General features: G+C 71.5%; 13 protein-coding genes. 7 read left to right on the plus strand and 6 right to left on the minus strand.

Annotated elements, in window-relative coordinates; translation table 11 throughout:
• Positions 1–16 precede the first annotated feature (16 nt).
• Together HGG74_RS01765 and HGG74_RS01770 are read right to left on the minus strand one after the other, a co-directional pair.
• Positions 17–1828 (minus strand): AMP-dependent synthetase/ligase, encoded by a 1812-nt coding sequence (locus tag HGG74_RS01765; protein ID WP_168484606.1) that lies wholly within the window; start codon positions 1826–1828, stop codon positions 17–19.
• A 29-nt stretch (positions 1829–1857) separates the two neighbouring features.
• Positions 1858–3495 carry a dolichyl-phosphate-mannose--protein mannosyltransferase gene (locus tag HGG74_RS01770; RefSeq protein WP_168484607.1) on the minus strand — a complete coding sequence of 546 codons (1638 nt, stop codon included), beginning with the start codon at positions 3493–3495 and terminating at the stop codon, positions 1858–1860.
• 116 nt (positions 3496–3611) lie between these two features.
• Between HGG74_RS01770 and rsmI the strand changes: the two genes are divergently transcribed.
• Complete coding sequence (rsmI, locus tag HGG74_RS01775) at positions 3612–4490, plus strand: 16S rRNA (cytidine(1402)-2'-O)-methyltransferase (protein ID WP_168484608.1); 879 nt, start codon at positions 3612–3614, stop codon at positions 4488–4490.
• Positions 4491–4631: 141 nt separating this feature from the next.
• Positions 4632–6113, plus strand: coding sequence for an NAD-dependent succinate-semialdehyde dehydrogenase (locus HGG74_RS01780; protein WP_168484609.1), 1482 nt, complete (start codon positions 4632–4634; stop codon positions 6111–6113).
• 120 nt (positions 6114–6233) lie between these two features.
• Here the strand turns inward: HGG74_RS01780 and HGG74_RS01785 are convergent, their stop codons facing one another.
• From HGG74_RS01785 to HGG74_RS01795, 3 genes are read right to left on the minus strand one after another with little or no spacing between them, the layout of a single operon-like run.
• The gene (locus HGG74_RS01785) at positions 6234–8621 is read right to left on the minus strand and encodes a transglutaminaseTgpA domain-containing protein (protein ID WP_168484610.1); all 2388 of its coding nucleotides are present in this window, start codon (positions 8619–8621) and stop codon (positions 6234–6236) included.
• The gene (locus HGG74_RS01790) at positions 8618–10033 is read right to left on the minus strand and encodes a DUF58 domain-containing protein (RefSeq protein WP_168484611.1); all 1416 of its coding nucleotides are present in this window, start codon (positions 10031–10033) and stop codon (positions 8618–8620) included. The genes HGG74_RS01785 and HGG74_RS01790 overlap by 4 nt, the downstream gene beginning before the upstream one ends.
• A complete protein-coding gene (locus tag HGG74_RS01795; protein WP_168484612.1) occupies positions 10026–11126 on the minus strand; it encodes an AAA family ATPase in 1101 nt (366 codons plus the stop codon). Before HGG74_RS01795 ends, HGG74_RS01790 begins: the two co-directional genes overlap by 8 nt.
• A gap of 145 nt (positions 11127–11271) precedes the next feature.
• On the opposite strand from HGG74_RS01795, the gene HGG74_RS01800 reads away from it, so the two are divergent.
• The 5 genes from HGG74_RS01800 (at position 11272) to HGG74_RS01820 (ending at position 17459) form a co-directional block, all read left to right on the plus strand.
• Complete coding sequence (locus HGG74_RS01800) at positions 11272–12228, plus strand: TatD family hydrolase (protein WP_168484613.1); 957 nt, start codon at positions 11272–11274, stop codon at positions 12226–12228.
• A 241-nt stretch (positions 12229–12469) separates the two neighbouring features.
• On the plus strand, positions 12470–13588 hold the full coding sequence (locus HGG74_RS01805; protein ID WP_168484614.1) for a resuscitation-promoting factor: 1119 nt from the start codon (positions 12470–12472) through the stop codon (positions 13586–13588).
• A 130-nt stretch (positions 13589–13718) separates the two neighbouring features.
• The gene (gene rsmA / locus HGG74_RS01810) at positions 13719–14603 is read left to right on the plus strand and encodes a 16S rRNA (adenine(1518)-N(6)/adenine(1519)-N(6))-dimethyltransferase RsmA (RefSeq protein WP_168484615.1); all 885 of its coding nucleotides are present in this window, start codon (positions 13719–13721) and stop codon (positions 14601–14603) included.
• A gap of 46 nt (positions 14604–14649) precedes the next feature.
• A complete protein-coding gene (locus tag HGG74_RS01815) occupies positions 14650–15585 on the plus strand; it encodes a 4-(cytidine 5'-diphospho)-2-C-methyl-D-erythritol kinase (RefSeq protein WP_168484616.1) in 936 nt (311 codons plus the stop codon).
• A 41-nt stretch (positions 15586–15626) separates the two neighbouring features.
• Positions 15627–17459, plus strand: coding sequence for an ABC-F family ATP-binding cassette domain-containing protein (locus HGG74_RS01820; RefSeq protein ID WP_168484617.1), 1833 nt, complete (start codon positions 15627–15629; stop codon positions 17457–17459).
• 99 nt (positions 17460–17558) lie between these two features.
• Here HGG74_RS01820 and HGG74_RS01825 read toward each other — a convergent pair whose 3' ends face one another.
• On the minus strand, positions 17559–18629 hold the full coding sequence (locus tag HGG74_RS01825; RefSeq protein ID WP_168484618.1) for an IS110 family RNA-guided transposase: 1071 nt from the start codon (positions 18627–18629) through the stop codon (positions 17559–17561).
• Between the last annotated feature and the right edge of the window lie 109 nt (positions 18630–18738).

Genomic DNA, 18738 nt, shown 5'->3' on the forward strand with positions numbered 1-18738 from the left:
TCAATGCCCGTGCAGTTCAGCGGTAGAGGCGGTCCACGTCGGCGGCGAAGTCTTCGGCCACCTGGCTGCGCTTGAGCTTGAGCGAGGGGGTCAGGTGCCCGGATTCCTCGGTCAGTTCCCGGCGCAGCACGGCGAACTTGCGGATCTGCTCGGCGCGCGAGACCTGCAGGTTGGCCTCATCCACCGCCCGCTGCAGCTCGGCCAGCACCGCCGGATCGCCGGCGGCGTCGTCGAGGTCCAGCGGCGGCCGGCCCGCGGCGGCCAGCCAGGCGGCGAGCGGCTCCGGGTCCAGGCCGAGCAGCGCGGCCACGAACGGGCGTCCCTCGCCGACGACAACGGCCTGGGCAATCAGCTGGTGTTCGCGCAGCGCGTCCTCCAGCGGGCCGGGGGCCACGTTCTTGCCGCCGGCGGTGACCAGCAGGTCCTTCTTGCGGCCGGTGATGGTCAGGTAGCCGTCCTCGTCCAGGGCGCCCAGGTCCCCGGTGCGGAAGAAGCCGCCGGTGAAGGCTTCCCGGTTGGCCTCGTCATTGTGGAAGTAGCCGGGGGTGATGCCGATGCCCCTGATCAGCACCTCGCCGTCGGGGGCGATGCGGATGGTGGTGCCCGGCAGCGGCAGCCCGACGGTGCCGATCCGGTTCGCCCCGGGCGGGTTCACCGCCGCCGGCGCCGTGGTCTCGGTCAGGCCGTAGCCTTCGAGCACGGGCACCCCGATGCCGCTGAAAAAATGCGCCAGCTTCGGGCTCAGCGCGCTGGCCCCGGAGACGGTGTAGCGCACCTCGCCGCCGAAGACGGCCCGCAACCTGCCGTAGACCAGCCGGTCGAACAGGGCATGCCGGGCCCGCAGCACGAGGCCGGGGCCGGGCCCGGTTCCCCGGTCGCGGGCGTCGCAGGCCCGGGACCATCCAATGGCCGCCGCGGCGGCGGCGTCGAAAATCCGCCCCCTGCCCTCGGCCTGGGCCTTCTGCCGTGCGGTCGCATAAACCTTTTCGAAAACCCGCGGCACCACCAGCAGGAAGGTGGGCCGGTAGCTGGCCAGGTCCTCGATCAGCTCTCCCATGCTGGCCGTGTGGCCCATCTTCACCCCGGCGGCCAGGCAGATGACCTGCACGGCACGGGCGAGCACGTGAGCCAGCGGCAGGAACATCAGCGACCGCGCCCCGGGTTCCTTCAGGATTCCGGGCAGGAATTCGGCGGTGTTCAGGGCCAGCTCGGCAAAGTTGCCGTGCGTGATGATGCAGCCCTTGGGCCGGCCGGTGGTACCGGAGGTGTACACCAACGACGCCGGGTCCGCCAGCGTGGCCAGGGAACGGACCCGTTCCAGCTCCCCGTCAGGCACCCCGGCGCCGGCCGCGCCCAGGGCCGCCAGGTCCGGATCCGCCCCGCTCATCCGGTACACCGGCAGCGGGGCGGGCAGCTGCTCCATCGCCTCCCGGACCACCGCTTCCCGCGCCGCGTCCTCGGCGAAGACCGCCGCCGCCCCGGAATCCTGCAGGATCCAGCGCACCTGGTGCGCCGAGGATGTTTCGTAGATGGGCACGACGACGGCGCCGGCGAACCAGCCGGCCAGATCCACCAGGGTCCATTCGTAGCGGGTCCTGGACATCACGGCGATGCGCTCGCCGGGCCGGATGCCGGCGGCGATGAGCCCCTTGGCCAGCGCGGAAACCTGGCCCAGCAGCTCCGCGGCGGACACATCGGTCCAGACCCCGTCCTTCTTGACCGCGAAAAGGGCCTGCTGGGGGTCCTGCCGGTGCCGGGCCAGCAGGAGGTCGGTGACGTTCGTTCCTGGCGGCACGCGTGCCAGGAGTCCGGTTGCCGCTTCCTGCACCTTTTCCTGCACCGCGGGCTCTCGCTTTCTTAGATCCAGCTGGGCATCCACATCCGCCAGCGCCAATGATCGTAGGGAATCTGTTCGGCCGTCCAGACCGGCAGGAAGAACGCGGCGGCGGCCAGGGCCAGGGCCAGGAAGAGCCCTGCCGCCAGGACGCCCCGGCGCCGGCACCGGGGCGGGTCCGCCGGCCCGCGGGCGGCCAGCCCCAGTACGTAGGTCAGGGCCAGGACCAGGAACGGCTCGAAGGCGATCGCGTAGAAGTAGAACATGGTCCGCTCCGGGTAGAGGAACCAGGGCAGGTAGCCGGCGGCCACGCCGGAGAGCACGGCGCCGGCGCGCCAGTCCCGGCGGCCGATCCAGTGGAAGAGCAGTACCAGCAGGGCCAGGGCCGCCGCCCACCAGATGACCGGGTTGCCCAGCACGCTCACCGCGGCCGAGCAGCCGCCCTGGACCGTGCAGCCGTGCTCGCCGGCGGCGTCGCCCTGGTAGTAGAAGGACGTGGGACGGCCGATCAGCAGCCAGCTCCACGGGCTGGACTCGTACGGATGCTCGGAGTCCAGGCCCTGGTGGAAGGCATAGGCGCTGCGGTGGTATTCGGCCAGGGACCGCAGCGGAGCAGGCACCCAGCCGAAGAGGCCGCCCGGTTCGGACGCCGCCCACTGGCGGTGGTAGGCGTCCGTGGAGAGGAACCAGCCGGTCCAGGTCGCCAGGTAGGTCAGGGCGGCCAGCGGCAGCATGGTGAAGAACGCGGGCACCCCGTCGCGCAGCACCCCGGCGGCGAACCAGCCGCGCACGCCGGCCACGCGCCGGGCATTGATGTCCCAGAGCACTGCCAGCAGGCCGAACACGGCCACGAAGGCCAGCGCGGACCACTTGGTGCCCACCGCCAGCCCCAGGCAGACGGCCGCCAGCAGCCGCCACGGCCGCCAGAGCACCCAGGGACCGGAAAGCATCGCCGTCCGGTCCGGGACCCCCGGCGGGCCGGCCAGGGCCGCGACCTTGGCGGCCAGCCGCCGTCGTCCGTCCTCGCGGTCCAGCAGCAGCGCGCCGAAGGCGGCCAGCACCCAGAACATCAGGAAGATATCCAGCAGCGAGGTGCGCGAATGCACCAGATGGTGCCCGTCCACGGCGGTGAGCAGGCCGGCCACGCCGCCCAGGGCCGCGGACCTGAAGAGCCGGCGGGCGATCAGGGCCACCAGCAGGATGGACAGGGTGCCGGTCAGCGCCGCGCCGAACCGCCAGCCGAACGCGTTGTCGGCGCCGAACAGCCACATCCCGAAGGCGATCATCCATTTGCCCACCGGCGGATGGACCACATACTCCGGGGTGCCGAGGAGCACGTCCGGGTTCCCGGCATTGAAGGAGTCGTTGGCGTCCTTGGGCCACTCGCGCTCGTAGCCGGAGACCAGATAAGAGTAGGCGTCCTTGACGTAGTAGGTCTCGTCGAAGACCAGCGAGCCGGGCTCGCCGAGCCGGTGGAAGCGCAGCAGGCCGCCCAGGACTGCCGCCAGCAGGGGCAGCAGCCAGTCCCGCAGGCCCCAGGGGAGCGGGGCACCGGCCAGGCGGCGCCGGAGCCAGGCCTCGCTGAAGGCCTGCGCCGGGGCCCGCAGCCAGGACGCCTGCTGCTGCGGGGCAGGCAGCGTCCGGGGGTGCGTCTGGGTCACATACCGACTTTATCCGACCTGTCCCGGCCTGCCCGGCATGGCCGGTCAGGCCGGGCAGGAGCTGCCGGGCGGGAAGGCGCAGGAACGGGCCGCGGACGGGCGGTAGGCTGGAACCTGTGAGCGAGCAGTCAAGCAGCGGGCCCGGCCAAAACGGACAGCGGGACGGCCGAATAGTACTGGCGGGCACGCCGATCGGCAATATCGGGGATGCCTCCCCGCGCCTGGCCGAGCTGCTGCAGACCGCCGACGTGGTGGCCGCCGAGGACACCCGCCGGCTGCACAAGCTGCTGCAGGCCCTGGGCATCAGTGCCGGCGGACGGGTCATCAGCTACCACGAGCACAACGAGGTGGCCCGCACCGCCGAATTGCTGGAACTGGTGCGCGGCGGGGCCACGCTGGTGCTGGTGACCGACGCCGGCATGCCTGCGGTGTCGGACCCGGGCTTCCGGCTGGTCGAGGCCGCCGTGGCGGAGGAGCTGCCGGTTACCGCGGTGCCCGGGCCCTCCGCCGTGCTGACGGCGCTGGCCCTGTCCGGGCTGCCGACGGACCGGTTCACCTTCGAAGGATTCCTGCCGCGCAAGGCCGGCGAACGCAGCGCCCGGCTGGCCGAGCTGGCCGGCGAGCGGCGGACCATGGTGTTCTTCGAGGCACCGCACCGGCTGGAGGCCATGCTGCGGGCCGTGGACGCCGGGTTCGGCCCGGACCGGCGCGCCGCCGTCTGCCGCGAACTGACCAAGCTCCACGAGGAAGTGCTCCGCGGCCCGGTGCGCCAGCTGCTGCAGTGGGCCGAAAGCAACCAGGTGCGCGGCGAGATCGCGGTGGTGGTGGCCGGCGCCGCGGAGGCCGCACCGGAACGGGCCGAAGACCATGTCGCGGCGGTGAACGACCTGGTGGCGCAGGGGTCCCGGGTCAAGGACGCGGTGGCCGCCGTCGCCGCCGATGCCCGGGTCAGCAAACGCGAACTGTACGCCGCGGTCCTGGCCGCCCGCGGCTAAGCTCCGGCCTGTACATCTGCACAGGGGAGTGCGCTTAACGTAGTGCACCTCAGAATTTACTTCCCGTGCCCGAACACCTAACGTGAAACCAGTTGGGCATCTCGCCCGCCGACCCACTGCTGAACTTTTGGAGGCACCGCCATGGCTGATAGCGCAGCCCGCGAAGCAGAACTGCTCGCCAAAGTACCCACCGGCCTGCTGATCAACGGCGAATGGCGCGATGCCTCCGACGGCGGGACCTTCGACGTGATCGACCCGGCCACCGGCAACGTCCTGGCGACCCTGGCCTCGGCCACCAGCGAGGACGCCCTGGCCGCGCTGGATGCCGCGGACAAGGTCCAGGCCTCCTGGGCGCGCACCGCCCCGCGCGAGCGGGCCGAGATCCTGCGCCGGGCCTTCGAGCTGGTCACCGAGCGCGCCGAGGACTTCGCGCTGCTGATGACCCTGGAAATGGGCAAGCCGCTGGCCGAGGCCCGCGGCGAGGTTGCCTACGGCGCCGAGTTCCTGCGCTGGTTCTCCGAGGAGACCGTGCGCGACTACGGCCGCTACGTGACCACCCCCGAGGGCAGGAACAAGATCCTGGTCCAGCGCAAGCCGGTCGGGCCCTGCCTGCTGATCACCCCGTGGAACTTCCCGCTGGCCATGGCCACCCGCAAGGTCGCCCCGGCCGTGGCCGCCGGCTGCACCATGGTGCTCAAGCCCGCCAAGTTCACCCCGCTGACTTCCCAGCTGTTCGCGGCGACCATGCTCGAGGCCGGCCTGCCGGCGGGCGTGCTGAACGTGGTCTCCTCCGCCAGCGCCTCGGCCGTCTCCGGTCCGGTCATGCAGGATCCGCGCCTGCGCAAGGTCTCCTTCACCGGCTCCACCCCGGTGGGCAAGCGCCTGATGAAGGACGCCGCGGACAACGTGCTGCGCACCTCGATGGAACTCGGCGGCAACGCGCCGTTCATCGTCTTCGAGGACGCCGACCTGGACAAGGCCGTCGAGGGCGCGATGGCCGCCAAGATGCGCAACATGGGCGAGGCCTGCACCGCTGCCAACCGGTTCCTGGTCCAGGAGTCCGTGGCCGAGGAGTTCACCGCCAAGTTCGCCGCCGCGATGGCCGCGCTGAAGACCGGCCGCGGCACCGAGGCCTCCTCCAACGTGGGCCCGCTGATCGACGAGGGCGCCCGCCAGGACGTCCACGGCCTGGTGGCCGCCGCCGTGCAGGCCGGCGCCGAGGTGGTCACCGGCGGCGCCCCCGTGGAGGGCCCGGGCTTCTTCTACCAGCCGACCGTGCTGGGCAAGGTCCCGAACGATGCCCAGATCCTGCGCAGCGAGATCTTCGGACCCGTCGCCCCGGTCACCACGTTCGCCACCGAGGAGGACGCCATCCGCCTGGCCAACGCCAGCGAGTACGGCCTGGCCTCCTACCTCTACACCCGCGACTACGCCCGGATGTTCCGCGTGGCCGAGCAGATCGAATTCGGCATGGTCGGCTTCAACGCCGGCGTCATCTCCAACGCCGCCGCCCCGTTCGGCGGCGTGAAGCAGTCCGGCCTGGGCCGCGAAGGCGGCGCCGAGGGCCTGGACGAGTACACCACCGTGCAGTACATCGGCATCGCCGACCCGTACGCGCAGTAAGCGGCGCGCCGGCTGCCATGCAGCAGCCGGGCACCTGCCCGCACGGAACCCCGCCGGCCCAGCCGGCGGGGTTCCGCCGTTTGGGCCCGGGCCCGGGAACCGGGCGGATGCGGGCCTGAGTCACCGCCGCCGGAACAGGGACCGCGGCAGGAACCGGGCGGCCAGTCGCTGCCGCCAGCCGGCCGCGGCGCGCAGCCCGGCCCGGACCTGGCCGGTATCGTCCAGCAGCATTTTTCCGGCAGCTGCCTCCGGCCCGCCGGCCGGCTGCCCCGGGTCGGCATAGGCAGCCCGTTCGTAGGCGGCCCGCAGCCGGCCCAGCGCCGGCACCGCCGGGCCGGCCAGGGCGCCGGAAGCACCCAGCCGGGCTGCGAACTCCCGGGCCGACTCCGCGGCCCCGGCCGGCTGCCCGTAGTCGGCGGCGTCGTCCAGGGTTTCCGCCCAGGCGACCAGCGCGGCCCGTGCGCCAGGCATTCCGGCGGACAGCAGTTCCGTCCGGCGCCGGCGGCGGCGCCCGGTGCGCAGCAGCAGGGGAGCCAGCAGCACCAGCAGCATGCAGCCGCCCAAGGCCGCTGCCCAGAGGGGCTGTTCCGGGTCCCGGCCGGCGCTGCCCGGGGCAGCGCCCGGAGCCTCCGGGGCCGTGTCCGGCGCGGACGGGGCAGGACCGCCGGGAACCAGGTTGTCCTCCGGGGCCTGTCCGGGGGCCGGTCCCGCGTTCGCCTGGGCGTAGTCCGGGACCACGCCGCGGCCCGGGGTCGGTTCGAAGGCCACCCAGCCGATGTCGTCGAAATACAGTTCGGGCCAGGCATGGGCGTCCCGAGAATCGACTTCGTACTGGGTCAATTCCCGGCCGCCGCGCACCAGGACTCCGCCGGTCCTGCGGCCGGGCGCGTAGCCGACGGCGATCCGGCTGGGAATGCCCGCCTCGCGCGCCATGATCGCCATGGCCGCCGAAAAGTGGACGCAGTACCCGGCCTTGGCCTCCAGGAAGGCCCCGACCACGCCGAACCCGCTCTGGTCGTACCCGCCGTCGACCGGCGCCTGCTCCGAATAGGTGAAGTCCGGCCCCCTGAGGTAGCGCTGGATGGCCAGTGCCTGCTCGAACGGCCGGTCCAGGTCTCCGGCCACCTGCTCGGTGGTGTCCTTGATGATCCGCGGCATGTCCGCCGGGAGTTCGGAGAATACCTCGTCCACCGCCTGTACGTCGGCGGGCGCGGCCGAGGCGAGCAGCGCCCGGGACAGCTTCGGCGCGACGCTGGTGACCGTATATTCCTGGCCGGCGGTGGTGGTGCCGGCGGTGCCCCGGATGTTCAGCGTCCGCGGGTCCCAGGTCCAGGTCCCTTCCAGTCCTTCGATCCTGGCCGGCGCGTAGGGAGCCAGCAGCCACGGACTGGTGAACGAGGAGGTGCTGATCTCGGTGGTGGTGACGGTACCGTCCGCCAGCAGGGCCTGGATGCGCGGCAGGTCGATGCTCTCGACGCCGGTGCGCCGGCTGCCGCGGGTGTCGCTGGGGCGCCAGCGGGCGCCGGTGAGGTTCTCCAGCGTCACCGAACGCAGGTACAGCCCGGTCGGTGCATCCGTGGCGTAGGTCATCCGGCCAAAGGCTCCCGGCCGGCGCAGGTTCTCGCCCAGGCTCACCACGGGGTTCAGGCCCGTGGGCACGCCCAGCCAGGTCAGCCGGGATCCTTCCGGGAACAGGCCGTCATGGAAACCGGGAACGGCCGGGGGCAGGACCAGCGCCGCCGCGATGCCGGCGGCACCGACGGCGGCGGCCCGGCCGAACTGCCCGGCCACCGGGTGCGCCCTCCGTCCGGCCGGGCCGGAGCTGCCGGAACCGTCAACGGGGTCCAGGGTGGCCGGCTGCCCGTGGTACCAGTGCGCGCAGCCGAGCACCAGCAGGTAGCCCGCCGCCGCGGCGGCGAAGCCCCACGGGCCAATGCTGCCGGGCTTGATGACCGCCGGAACGGACACTACGGCCAGCAGCACGGCGCCGCTGGTGGCAGGCATCTGCAGCGGTACCGCGATCGTGTCCAGCAGCAGCGCGCTCACGCCGATGCCGGCGCAGGCCAGCAGCACAATGCCCGGGTTTACCAGCACCGGCGCGACCTGGGAGACCACGGTGTCCTGGGCCTCGGCCAGCATCGGCTCCAGCAGGCGGGCGGTCCCGGGCCCGGGAACGACCCCGAGCAGGCTGGCCGGGGCCAGGAACATCGCCGTCAGCGAGGCGACCAGGCCGGCCAGGCCCAGCAGGAAGCCGACGGCGGCCGGCCAGCGCAATGCCCGCCCCGCGGCGGTGCCCAGTTCCACGGCCGCCACGGCCAGCACCACGTGGGGCAGCCAGGACCAGCCCTCCAGCACCCCGTTGAGGCTGGCCGCGGCCAGGCAGACGGCCAAGGCCACGGCCCCGCTCATCAGCCACGGACCCGGTGCCGGCCGGCGGCGGGGCGGCCGTCCGTCCGGGACAGGGACCCCGGAGGTCCGTTCCGGTGCGCGCTCCACGGTGGCGGTCACAGCTGCACCTCCGCTGTGCTGCCGGCCGCTGCCGGGCCGCCGGCGGCGGCTCCGTCCACCGGTGCGTCGAAGCAGGCCCAGGCCGCCGGCAGCGAAGCCTGTGCGCTGACCGCGACTGCGCGCCAGCCGCCGGCGCGCAGCGTGTCCAGGGCCGCCCCGGCCTGGCGTGGATGCTCCGTCACCAGGAGGGCGAAGGCCTGTGAACCGAATTCGGCGGCCGGGGCCAGCAGCGCGGCCTCGGCCGGGGACAGGTCGCCGAGCAGCGCCAGCAGCGGGCCCTTGAAGCGGTGGGCGGCGAGTTTGTCCATGAGCCGGTCCCCGAAGGCACCCAGGCCGCCGTCGTGGCGGTCCGCCCGCCGGCGCGGTTCCCCGGCCAGCCCCAGCGCCGCCAGTCCCTCGGCGATGTCCTGGTAGCCCGGCAATCCGCTGAACTCCTCGGCCCCGGGCCAGGGGGCCGACGGCGAGTGGCGCAGCCCGGGGGCGCCGTGGGCATCCAGCAGCCGGACGGTGAAGCCATTCTGGACGAAGTCGCAGGCCGCCGAGACCGCGGCCGTCACCGCCCATTCGAACCGCGGCGAGGTCAGCAGCAGGTCCCCGGTGTGGCCACCGGCCAGCGACGGCAGGAAGCCGGCAGCGAAGGCGCTTTCGCGCCGGTCCAGCAGGATGGTCGCCTGCGGCGTGGTGACCGATTCCTCCTGGCGGACCATCAGCTCCCCCTGCCGCGCCGTGGCGGCCCAGTGCACCCGCCGCAGCGGGTCCCCGTAACAGTATTCGCGGGTCATGACATCGTCGTCGCTGGGGCTCGCCTGCCGCCGCGTGCTGGCGCTGCCGTCCGGTCCGCGCGCCCCGGTCAGGGACGTGTCCGGCAGGTCCACCGGGGCCGGGGTCACCACCAGCCGGGAGACCTCGCCCAGCTCGTGCCGCTGCCGGGCCAGGCCGAACGGATCGGTGAACTCCGCGGTCACCGGCCCGATGCCGAACAGCCCGCGCTTGCCCGACCGCAGCCTGTACTCATACACGCTGGCCCCGGAACCGGTGGGGTGGCGGGCCGGAAACCTGAAGGCGGGCGGCTGGCCGAACCGGGCCGGCAGGTTCTCGGTCATGAAGACCACCCCGCCGGCGGCACCTGCCCGGCGGACCGAGAGCCGCACGCTGGTAATCGCACCGGTTTCGACGCTCGCGGGGCGGAACCGGCGTTCGACGGCGTAGCGGGGCTTGAGCAGCAGCATGGCCAGCGCTGCCGCCACCGGCAGGGCGGCCAGGAAGATTCCCAGGCCCAGCAGGTCCCGCCGGCCCAGCAGCTGGGCCAGCAGCAGGGACAGCACGCCCGCGGCGAGCAGGCCCCAGCCGCGGGCCGTGAGGTACCGGACCGGCAGCTTCTCCAGCCAGGCGCCGGCAGCGCGGTCAGCCATCGCCGGCCGGCCAGGACGACAGGCGGTGCGTGCCGCCGTGGACCGGAACCCGGGCCAGCACTGAGGCGAGCACGCTGGAAGCGTTTTCGCCGGCGGTGACCGCCTTGCGGTCCAGCATCAGCCGGTGGGCCAGCACGGCGTCGGCCACGGAGGCCACATCGTCCGGCAGCACGAAGTTCCGCCCGTCCAGGGCCGCGGCCGCCTTGGCCGCGCGCAGCAGCTGCAGCAGGGCCCGCGGACTGGCGCCCAGGCGCAGGAACGGATGCTCGCGGGTGGCCCGGCCGAGGGCGACGATGTATTCCTTCACCGCCGGGGCCACATAGACACCGTGCACCGCGGCAATCATGGCCCGCACCTCGTCCACCCCTGCCACCGGCCGGATCCGGGACAGCGGCGAGACCGACTGGTGCGTGCCGAGCATGTCCATTTCCGCCCGGGCATCCGGGTAGCCCATGGAAATCCTGGCCATGAAGCGGTCGCGCTGGGCTTCGGGCAGCGGGTAGGTGCCTTCCATCTCGACAGGGTTCTGCGTGGCCACCACCATGAAGGGGTCGGCCAGGACGTAGGACCTGCCGTCCACGGTGACCTGGCGTTCCTCCATGCACTCCAGCAGTGCCGACTGGGTCTTGGCCGAGGCGCGGTTGATCTCGTCCCCGATGACGATGTTGGCGAAGACGGGGCCGGCCCGGAACTCGAAGGTGTGCTTGTCCTGGTTGTAGATCGAGACCCCGGTGACATCCGAGGGCAGCAGGTCGGGGGTGAACTGGATCCGGTGCACGCTGCAGTCGATGGTGCGTGCCAGCGTCTTGGCCAGCATGGTCTTGCCGACGCCGGGCACGTCCTCGAGCAGCAGGTGGCCCTGGGCCAGCAGCACGGTCAGGGCCAGCCGCGCCGCCTCCGCCTTGCCGTCGATGACGGTGTTGATGGCTTCGAGGATGCGCTCGCAGGTTTCATGGAAGTCCGGCATCAGCGCCTCCTGCACCGCCGCGCCCTGGCCGCCGGCGTGCGGGCCGGCAGCGTCCGGGTGCGGCGGGCCGGAGAGGACGGATCCGTGCGGTGTTTCGGACCATGCGGTGTGCTGCTGGCTATCCATGGGAACCTTCCGCAGAGCAATACCCGAGACGGCTGTGACGGACGTTACAGCGCAGATGAGTCCACACTACTGGCAGGTCTCCGCCCCGGGGTAGGTCCCGGATACCCCAGTTTGCCCGCCCGCCGCGGCGGCTAGGCTTGGAAGCATGCGTGAAACCCTGGCTGCTGTTCCCGGAGAAACCCCTGCCGCCTACCGGCCGGCGGCGGACGGCGGGGGAGCGGAGGCGGGCGGCACGGCCCGCAGCGCGGTGGAGGAAAAGACCGGCCGGCGCCGCAACCTGTCCTACCCGCCCGCCCCGCAGCCGCTTCCGGTGCCGGTGCTGGACAACCACACGCACCTGGATTTCCGCGACGGACTGGTGGAAGTCGCCGTCCGCGATGCCTTGGACGCGGCCGAGGCGGTCGGGGTGCGCGGTGCCGTCCAGGTCGGCTGCGACCTGGAATCCTCCCGGTTCACCGTAGCGGCGCTGGAGGCCGAACCCCGGCTGCTCGGCGCCGTCGCCATCCATCCGAACGATGCCCCGCCGCTGGCTGCGGCCGGAACGCTGGATGCGGCGCTGGCCGAAATCGAGGAACTGGCCGCCCACCCCCGGGTCCGGGCCATCGGCGAGACCGGGCTGGACTATTTCCGCACCCACGGCCCCGGCCTGAAGGACCAGGAATACTCCTTCCGCCGGCACATCGACATTGCCAAGCGGCTGGATCTGGCCCTGCAGATCCACGACCGCGACGCCCACGACGACGTCGTGCGCATCCTGGCTGCCGAGGGCGCACCGCCGAAGGTGGTCTTCCACTGCTTTTCCGGCGGCCCGGAGCTGGCGCGGATCTGCAACGAGCACGGCTGGTACATGTCCTTTGCCGGGACCGCCACCTTCAAGAACTCGTCGGGCCTGCGCGAGGCGCTGGCCCTGGCGGATCCGCGGCTGGTCATGGTGGAAACGGATGCGCCGTTCCTCACACCTCATCCCTACCGCGGCCGGCCCAATGCCAGCTACATGGTGCCGTACACCGTCCGCGCGATCGCCGGTTTTCTGGGCAAGGACCTGGCGCAGCTGTGCCAGGAAGTGGCCCGTAACACAGAGTCCGTCTACGGGCAATGGTGAGTGATCTTCCGCACGTCAATTTGTGGACATATCACATTTGGATTACGGTAGGGTCCAGTAGCCGGGGTCGGGGAAGGCATCCGGATATCACCTGATTGTGCTGGAACACCCGCACGGCCTGATCGTGCCGGATGCTCCTGCCCGGTCCTGCCTGCACACAGCAACGCGCCGTGCGATTCGGCGCGCCATGCAGTGGTGCCTTACGTCCCCGTGCCCGGAAAGGCTGAGCAATGAAGGCACCATGGGACGATTTCTGAGGCACCGTTGGGCAAAGATTGCCGGACAGGTAGTGGTACTGACCGCCCTCGTACTGGGCGTAGTGGCATTCACCGGCAGCAACAAGAGCGTGACGCTGACCGTCGACGGCCAGGCGAGCAGCGTCTCGACCTTCGGCAAGACCGTCCAGGACGTCCTGGATGAGGCCGAGGTCGAGGTCGACCCGCTGGACAAGCTCAGCCCCGGCGCCGCGGAGCCGGTCAAGGACGGGACCACCATCGAGGTCGTCACGGCCAAGCCGGTGACCGTCCGGCTGGACGGCGACAAGACCACCGTGCAGTCGACCTCCGCCACCGTGAAGGACCTGCTCGACGAACTCGGCGTTGCCGAGGACTCGGCCCTGGACGTGCCGCTGACGGCCGAACTGGCCAGCGTCAGCAACCTCACCATTACGACGCCGAAGACCGTCACCATCACCGCCGACGGCAAGACCCGGAAGAAGATTTCCACCGCCGCGACCGTGGGGGAGCTGCTCAAGGAGCAGAAGATCAAGCTCGGCAAGGATGACCGGCTGTCCAAGCCGAAGAAGACCCAGGTCGGCGAGGGCCTGAAGATCAGGATTGTCCGGGTCGACAAGAGCCGGAAGATCGAGGTGGTCGAAGCCATTCCCTTCGAGACCAGGACCACCAGGGACTCCTCGCTGTACGAGGACCAGCAGAAGGTGGCCGAGGCCGGCGAGGCCGGCTCGCGCACCAAGGTGTACGCGATCGTGCTCGAGGACGGCGTCGAAACCGAGCGCGAGCTGGTCAGCGACAAGGTGACCCGCGAGCCCGTGGACCGCAAGGTGGTGGTGGGCACCAAGGAGCGCCCGCGCGCGGTGGCCGACACCAGCAACGTCGGCGGGACCTGGCAGGCCCTCGCCCAGTGCGAGTCCGGCGGCAACTGGTCGATCAACACCGGCAACGGCTACTACGGTGGCCTGCAGTTCAGCCAGAGCTCCTGGCTGGGGGCCGGCGGCGGCAAGTACGCCCCGCTGCCGCACCTGGCCAGCGCCTCCGAGCAGATCGCCACCGCCGAAGTGCTGCGCAGCAACGGCGGCTGGGGCCACTGGCCGGCGTGCGCCGCCAAGCTGGGACTGCTCTAGCCGGCCCCGCTCCTCCAATCGACGTTGCAGATCACGCCCGTTCCGAGCCTCGGAACGGGCGTGATCTGCAACGTCAACGGTGCGCCGGGCCGATAGGGTGACGACGCCGCCGGGCCGATACGATTACACAGTGACAGAAGCGAACCCCTCCGCCGGTCAGCCGGCCACCGCACCCCTGCTCGGCGCCGCCGACATCCGCCGGCTGGCCGGCGAGCTGGACGTCCGCCCGACCAAGACCCTGGGGCAGAACTTCGTCATCGACGGGAACACCATCCGCCGGATCGTCGCCGCCGCCGGCGTGGACCCGGCCGAGACGGTGCTCGAGGTCGGGCCGGGCCTGGGTTCGCTGACGCTGGGGCTCCTCGATGCCGCCCGGCGCGTGGTTGCCGTCGAAATCGACCCGAAGCTGGCCGCCCGGCTGCCGCAGACGGCGGCCGCCTGGCGGCCGGACGCCGCCGGCCGGCTCGACGTCGTCCTCTCGGACGCGCTGAAGGTCACCGAGCTGCCGCACGCGCCGGACGCCCTCGTGGCCAACCTGCCGTACAACGTGGCCGTGCCGGTGGTGCTGCACCTGCTGGAGCATTTCCCGTCGCTGCGGCACGGCCTGGTCATGGTCCAGGACGAGGTCGCGGACCGGCTGGCCGCGGCTCCCGGTTCCAAAATCTACGGCGTGCCGAGCGTGAAGGCCGCTTGGTACAGCAGCATGCGCAAAGCCGGGGTAATCGGGATGAACGTCTTCTGGCCCGCCCCCAAGATCGCCTCCGGCCTGGTGGCCTTCACCCGGCGGGAGCCGCCGGCCACCCGGGCCACCCGCCAGGAGGTGTTCGCCGTCATCGACGCCGCCTTCGCCCAGCGCCGCAAGACCCTGCGCGCAGCACTGGCCGGCTGGGCCGGCAGCCCGGCAGTGGCCGAGGAGGCGCTGCGCGCCGCCGGCGTCGACCCAAGCGCCCGCGGCGAAGTCCTGGACGTGGCGGCCTTCGCCCGGATCGCCGAGTACAAGCACCGGGCCGGCTGATCCGGATGCCCGGCACCGTGCCCGTGAACCACAGGAGGCCCGAAGCATGAGCACAGCGCGACCGGTCCGCGTCAGGGCCCCGGGGAAGATCAACGTCTCCTTCCGCGTCGGCCCGCTGCGCCCGGACGGCTACCACTCCGTGGCCAGCGTCTACCTGGCCGTCTCGCTCTACGAGGAGGTGCTGGCCACCCCGCGCGCGGACGGCGCGGTCACCGTGGGCGTGCGCAGCGGCTCCGAACTGGCCTTCGACCTGGACAGCATCCCGCTGGACGAGTCCAACCTGGCGGTACGCGCCGCCCTGCTGCTGCGCGAGCTGGCCGACCGCCCCAGCGGGGTGCACCTGGAAATCACCAAGCGGGTGCCGGTGGCCGGGGGCATGGGCGGCGGTTCGGCCGACGCCGCCGCCGCGCTGGTGGCCTGCAGCGCGCTGTGGGACACCGGCTTTTCGCGCGAGGAACTGGTGCGCATCTCGGCCTCGCTGGGCGCGGACGTGCCGTTCGCCCTGCACGGCGGGGTCGCGGTCGGCCTCGGCGTGGGGGACGAGCTGACACCGGCACTGGCCCGCAAGGACCTGAACTGGGTGCTGGTGCCCGCCTCCTTCGGCCTGTCCACGCCCAAGGTCTACGCCGTGGCGGACACGCTGCGCGAGCGCGCCGGGATCGTCGTCCCCGAACCCGGGGGCGTGGATCCGGCGGTGCTGCAGGCCATGCACACCGGCGACGTCGCGGCGCTGGCCAAGGTGGTCTCCAACGACCTGCAGGCCGCCGCGATTGAGCAGGCGCCGGAGCTGGCCGATATTCTGGACCTAGGCGTGGCCGAAGGGGCCCTGGCCGGTCTGGTCTCCGGTTCCGGGCCCACCGTGGCGTTCCTGACCTCCAGCCGGCGGGATGCCGAGGAGCTCGCGCAGCGGCTCTCGGACGTTGCCGGTGTGGTGGCGCTCCCGGTCCACGGCCCGGTCCACGGCGCGCGCATCATGGCCTGACCCGGCCCCGCCCGATCCATCCCGCAACAGAAAGCAGCACCGTGGCCCACCTGCTCGGAGCAGAGAACCTCAGCGTCACCTTTGGCACCCGCACCGTCCTGGACTCGGTCTCCCTCGGCCTGAACGAGGGGGACCGGATCGGCGTGGTCGGGCGCAACGGCGACGGCAAATCCACGCTGATGCGCATGCTGGCCCAGCGCAGCACGCCGGATGCGGGCCGGGTGACCCGGCGCGGGGACGTCAACGTCGGCTACCTGGACCAGCAGGACGTGCTCGACGGCGACCTGCCGGTAGGCGTGGCGATCGTCGGCGAGGCGGCCGACCACGAATGGGCCTCCAACCCGCGCATCCGCGAAATCATGGCCGGCCTGGTCGAGGACGTGGACTGGCACGCGAAGGTCTCCTCGCTCTCCGGCGGCCAGCGCCGGCGCGTGGCCCTGGCCAAGCTGCTGATCGAGCCGCACGATGTGATCATGCTGGACGAGCCCACCAACCACCTGGACGTGGAGGGCGTGGCGTGGCTGGCCGAACACCTGAAGCAGCGCTGGCGGCCCAGCGACGGCGCGTTCCTGGTGGTCACCCACGACCGCTGGTTCCTGGACGAGGTGTGCACCAGGACCTGGGAAGTCCACGACGGAATGGTCGAGCCGTTCGACGGCGGCTATGCGGCCTATGTGCTGGCCCGGGCCGAACGCGACCGGATGGCCGCCGTCGTCGAAGGCAAGCGCCAGCAGCTGGTCAAGAAGGAACTGGCCTGGCTGCGCCGCGGGGCCCCGGCGCGCACCTCCAAGCCGAAGTTCCGGATCGAGGCGGCCAACGACCTGATCGCCGACGTGCCGGCACCGCGGGATACCCTGGCCCTGGCCAAGATGGCCACCGCCAGGCTGGGCAAGGACGTGATCGATCTCGAACACGTCAGCTACACCCCGCCCGGGCGCGCCGAGCCGCTGTTCGAGAACATCACCTTGCGCCTGGCACCCGGCGAGCGGCTCGGCGTGGTCGGCGTCAACGGGGCCGGCAAGACCACGCTGCTGCAGCTGCTCAACGGGGAAATCCGGCCCACCGCCGGGAAGATCAAGCGCGGCAAGACGGTCAAGACCGCCATGCTGACGCAGGAAGTGCGCGAGCTGGACGAGGTGATGGACCTGCGGGTCGTCGAAGTCATCCAGCGCGAGCGCCAGGTGTTTAACGTCGGCGGGCGCGAGCTCTCCGCGGGGCAGCTGGTGGAGCAGCTGGGCTTTACCAACCAGAAGCAGTGGACCCCGGTGCGGGACCTCTCCGGCGGCGAGCGGCGCCGCCTGCAGCTGCTGCGCCTGCTGGTGGGGGAGCCGAACGTACTGATGCTGGATGAACCGACCAACGACCTGGACACCGACACCCTGGCCGCGGTCGAGGACGTGCTGGACGGCTGGCCCGGAACCTTGGTCGTGGTCTCGCACGACCGCTACCTGCTCGAGCGGGTCACCGACCACCAGACCGCACTGCTGGGCGACTGCAAGCTCCGCGGCCTGCCCGGGGGAGTGGACCAGTACCTTCAGCTGCGCCAGGCAGCCCTGGCCGCGGGCGCCGGCACGGCGGCGCCGACGTCCGGCGGGCAAGGCCCGCAGGCCGGAGCTTCCGGCAGCGCCGCGGCAGCGGGGGCGAGCGAGGCCGATAAACGCCAGGCCCGCAAGGACCTGAACCGGATCGAGCGCCAGCTGGGCAAGCTCGGGCAGCAGAAGGAGAAGCTCCAGGAACAGATGCACGAGGCCGGATCCGCGGCCCAGGTGGATTTCGAGCTGCTGGCCGAGCTGAACCGGAAGCTGCAGGAGCTCGCGGCCGAGGAAGAGGAGCTCGAAATGGAATGGCTCGAGGCCTCCGACGTCCTGGACTAGGTGTAGTTCCCACTGACGTTGTGAACACGACTGATAGGGGTTGTGCCTCCGATGCCGGTATGGGTTCTGTGGACTCTTCTATGAAGCTTCTATATCTCGTCAACCCCCGATTTCGCCGCCGGCGGCGGTGTTGAGGTGGCGGTAGATGCGGCGGGCCAGGCAGCGTTTGATGCAGCGGCGGATTTCCTTGTCGGTACGGCCTTCAGAGCGTCGTTTTTCCACGTACTGACGGGTTTCGGCGTCATGGGTCATCCTCGTTACCGCAACCATGTGCAGTGCGCTGTTCAGGTTCCTGTCACCGCCCCGGTTCAGCCGGTGCCTGACCGTGTTCCCGGACGATGCCGGGATGGGGTTCACCCCGGCCAGCGGGGCGAACGCCGCCTCGTTACGGACCCTGCCCTCGTGTGACCACGCGGTGAGGCACTTCGCGGCGCTGATCGGCCCGAACCCCTTTTCCTCCAGCAGGGGTGCGGCCTGGCTGGCCTTGACCAGCTCGTCCAGCTGCTTCTCGTTGGCTTGAAGCTGCTTGTCCAGTTCGAGGATGTGCCTGGCCAGGCGAACGGCCTCGGTCCGGGCGATGGACAGGGACAGTTCTTCTTCCCGCGGCCGCCACCGGGAGACCTCCGAGGTCTGGGAGGCGGTCAGGGCCTTGCGGGCATCGGCCCCCAGGTTGTTGCTGCGCAGCAGGGCGTTGAGCGCGTTGACCGACCGTGTGCGGTCGGCGCTCATGGTGCCGCGGGCGGTGGTCAGGATCCTCATGCCTTGGCGGAGCCCGTCATTGAGCCGGGGACGGCGCAGCTTCTCTACGGGCAGCGGCAGCACCGTGGCCGCGATCCGGTGGGCGTCCAGGGCGTCGCTTTTCCCTACGCCGCGGCGTTTCCTGGCATCCATGCGCGGCGCCTCGGCCACCGGATAGCCATGGGAGGCCACGGTGCCGGCCAGGATCGCCCCGTAGGTCGCGGCACCTTCGATGACCCAGAGCGTGTCGGCGTCCGAACCGGTACGGCGGGCGACCCAGCTGATTGCCCTGCTGATACCGGCCGCACCGGCGGGAAATTCCCTGGCATCAAGCAGGGCACCGGTGGTCGCGGCGAGGATTGCATAGACGTGGTTGCGGGCGTGGGTGTCGACCCCCACGACAAATGGGTGGGCATGAGCGACGATGGACATGGCGGCCACGGCACCTTTCCAAGAGTGATGGACATGGTTCAGCGGCCGTCACCGGCCGGTACCAGTCCGGGTAGGAATCACTTCGGAACAGCACTGTGATGGGTCACGC

The organism is Arthrobacter mobilis (assembly GCF_012395835.1).
GTDB lineage: Bacteria > Actinomycetota > Actinomycetes > Actinomycetales > Micrococcaceae > Crystallibacter > Crystallibacter mobilis.

Excerpts from the sequence above, each read along its gene's own strand:
- HGG74_RS01780 (WP_168484609.1), top strand. The coding sequence starts at position 4,632 with ATGGCTGATAGCGCAGCCCGCGAAGCAGAACTGCTCGCCAAAGTACCC.
- HGG74_RS01790 (WP_168484611.1), bottom strand. The coding sequence starts at position 10,033 with ATGGCTGACCGCGCTGCCGGCGCCTGGCTGGAGAAGCTGCCGGTCCGG.
- HGG74_RS01795 (WP_168484612.1), bottom strand. The coding sequence starts at position 11,126 with ATGGATAGCCAGCAGCACACCGCATGGTCCGAAACACCGCACGGATCC.
- HGG74_RS01800 (WP_168484613.1), top strand. The coding sequence starts at position 11,272 with ATGCGTGAAACCCTGGCTGCTGTTCCCGGAGAAACCCCTGCCGCCTAC.
- HGG74_RS01805 (WP_168484614.1), top strand. The coding sequence starts at position 12,470 with ATGGGACGATTTCTGAGGCACCGTTGGGCAAAGATTGCCGGACAGGTA.
- HGG74_RS01815 (WP_168484616.1), top strand. The coding sequence starts at position 14,650 with ATGAGCACAGCGCGACCGGTCCGCGTCAGGGCCCCGGGGAAGATCAAC.
- HGG74_RS01825 (WP_168484618.1), bottom strand. The coding sequence starts at position 18,629 with ATGTCCATCGTCGCTCATGCCCACCCATTTGTCGTGGGGGTCGACACC.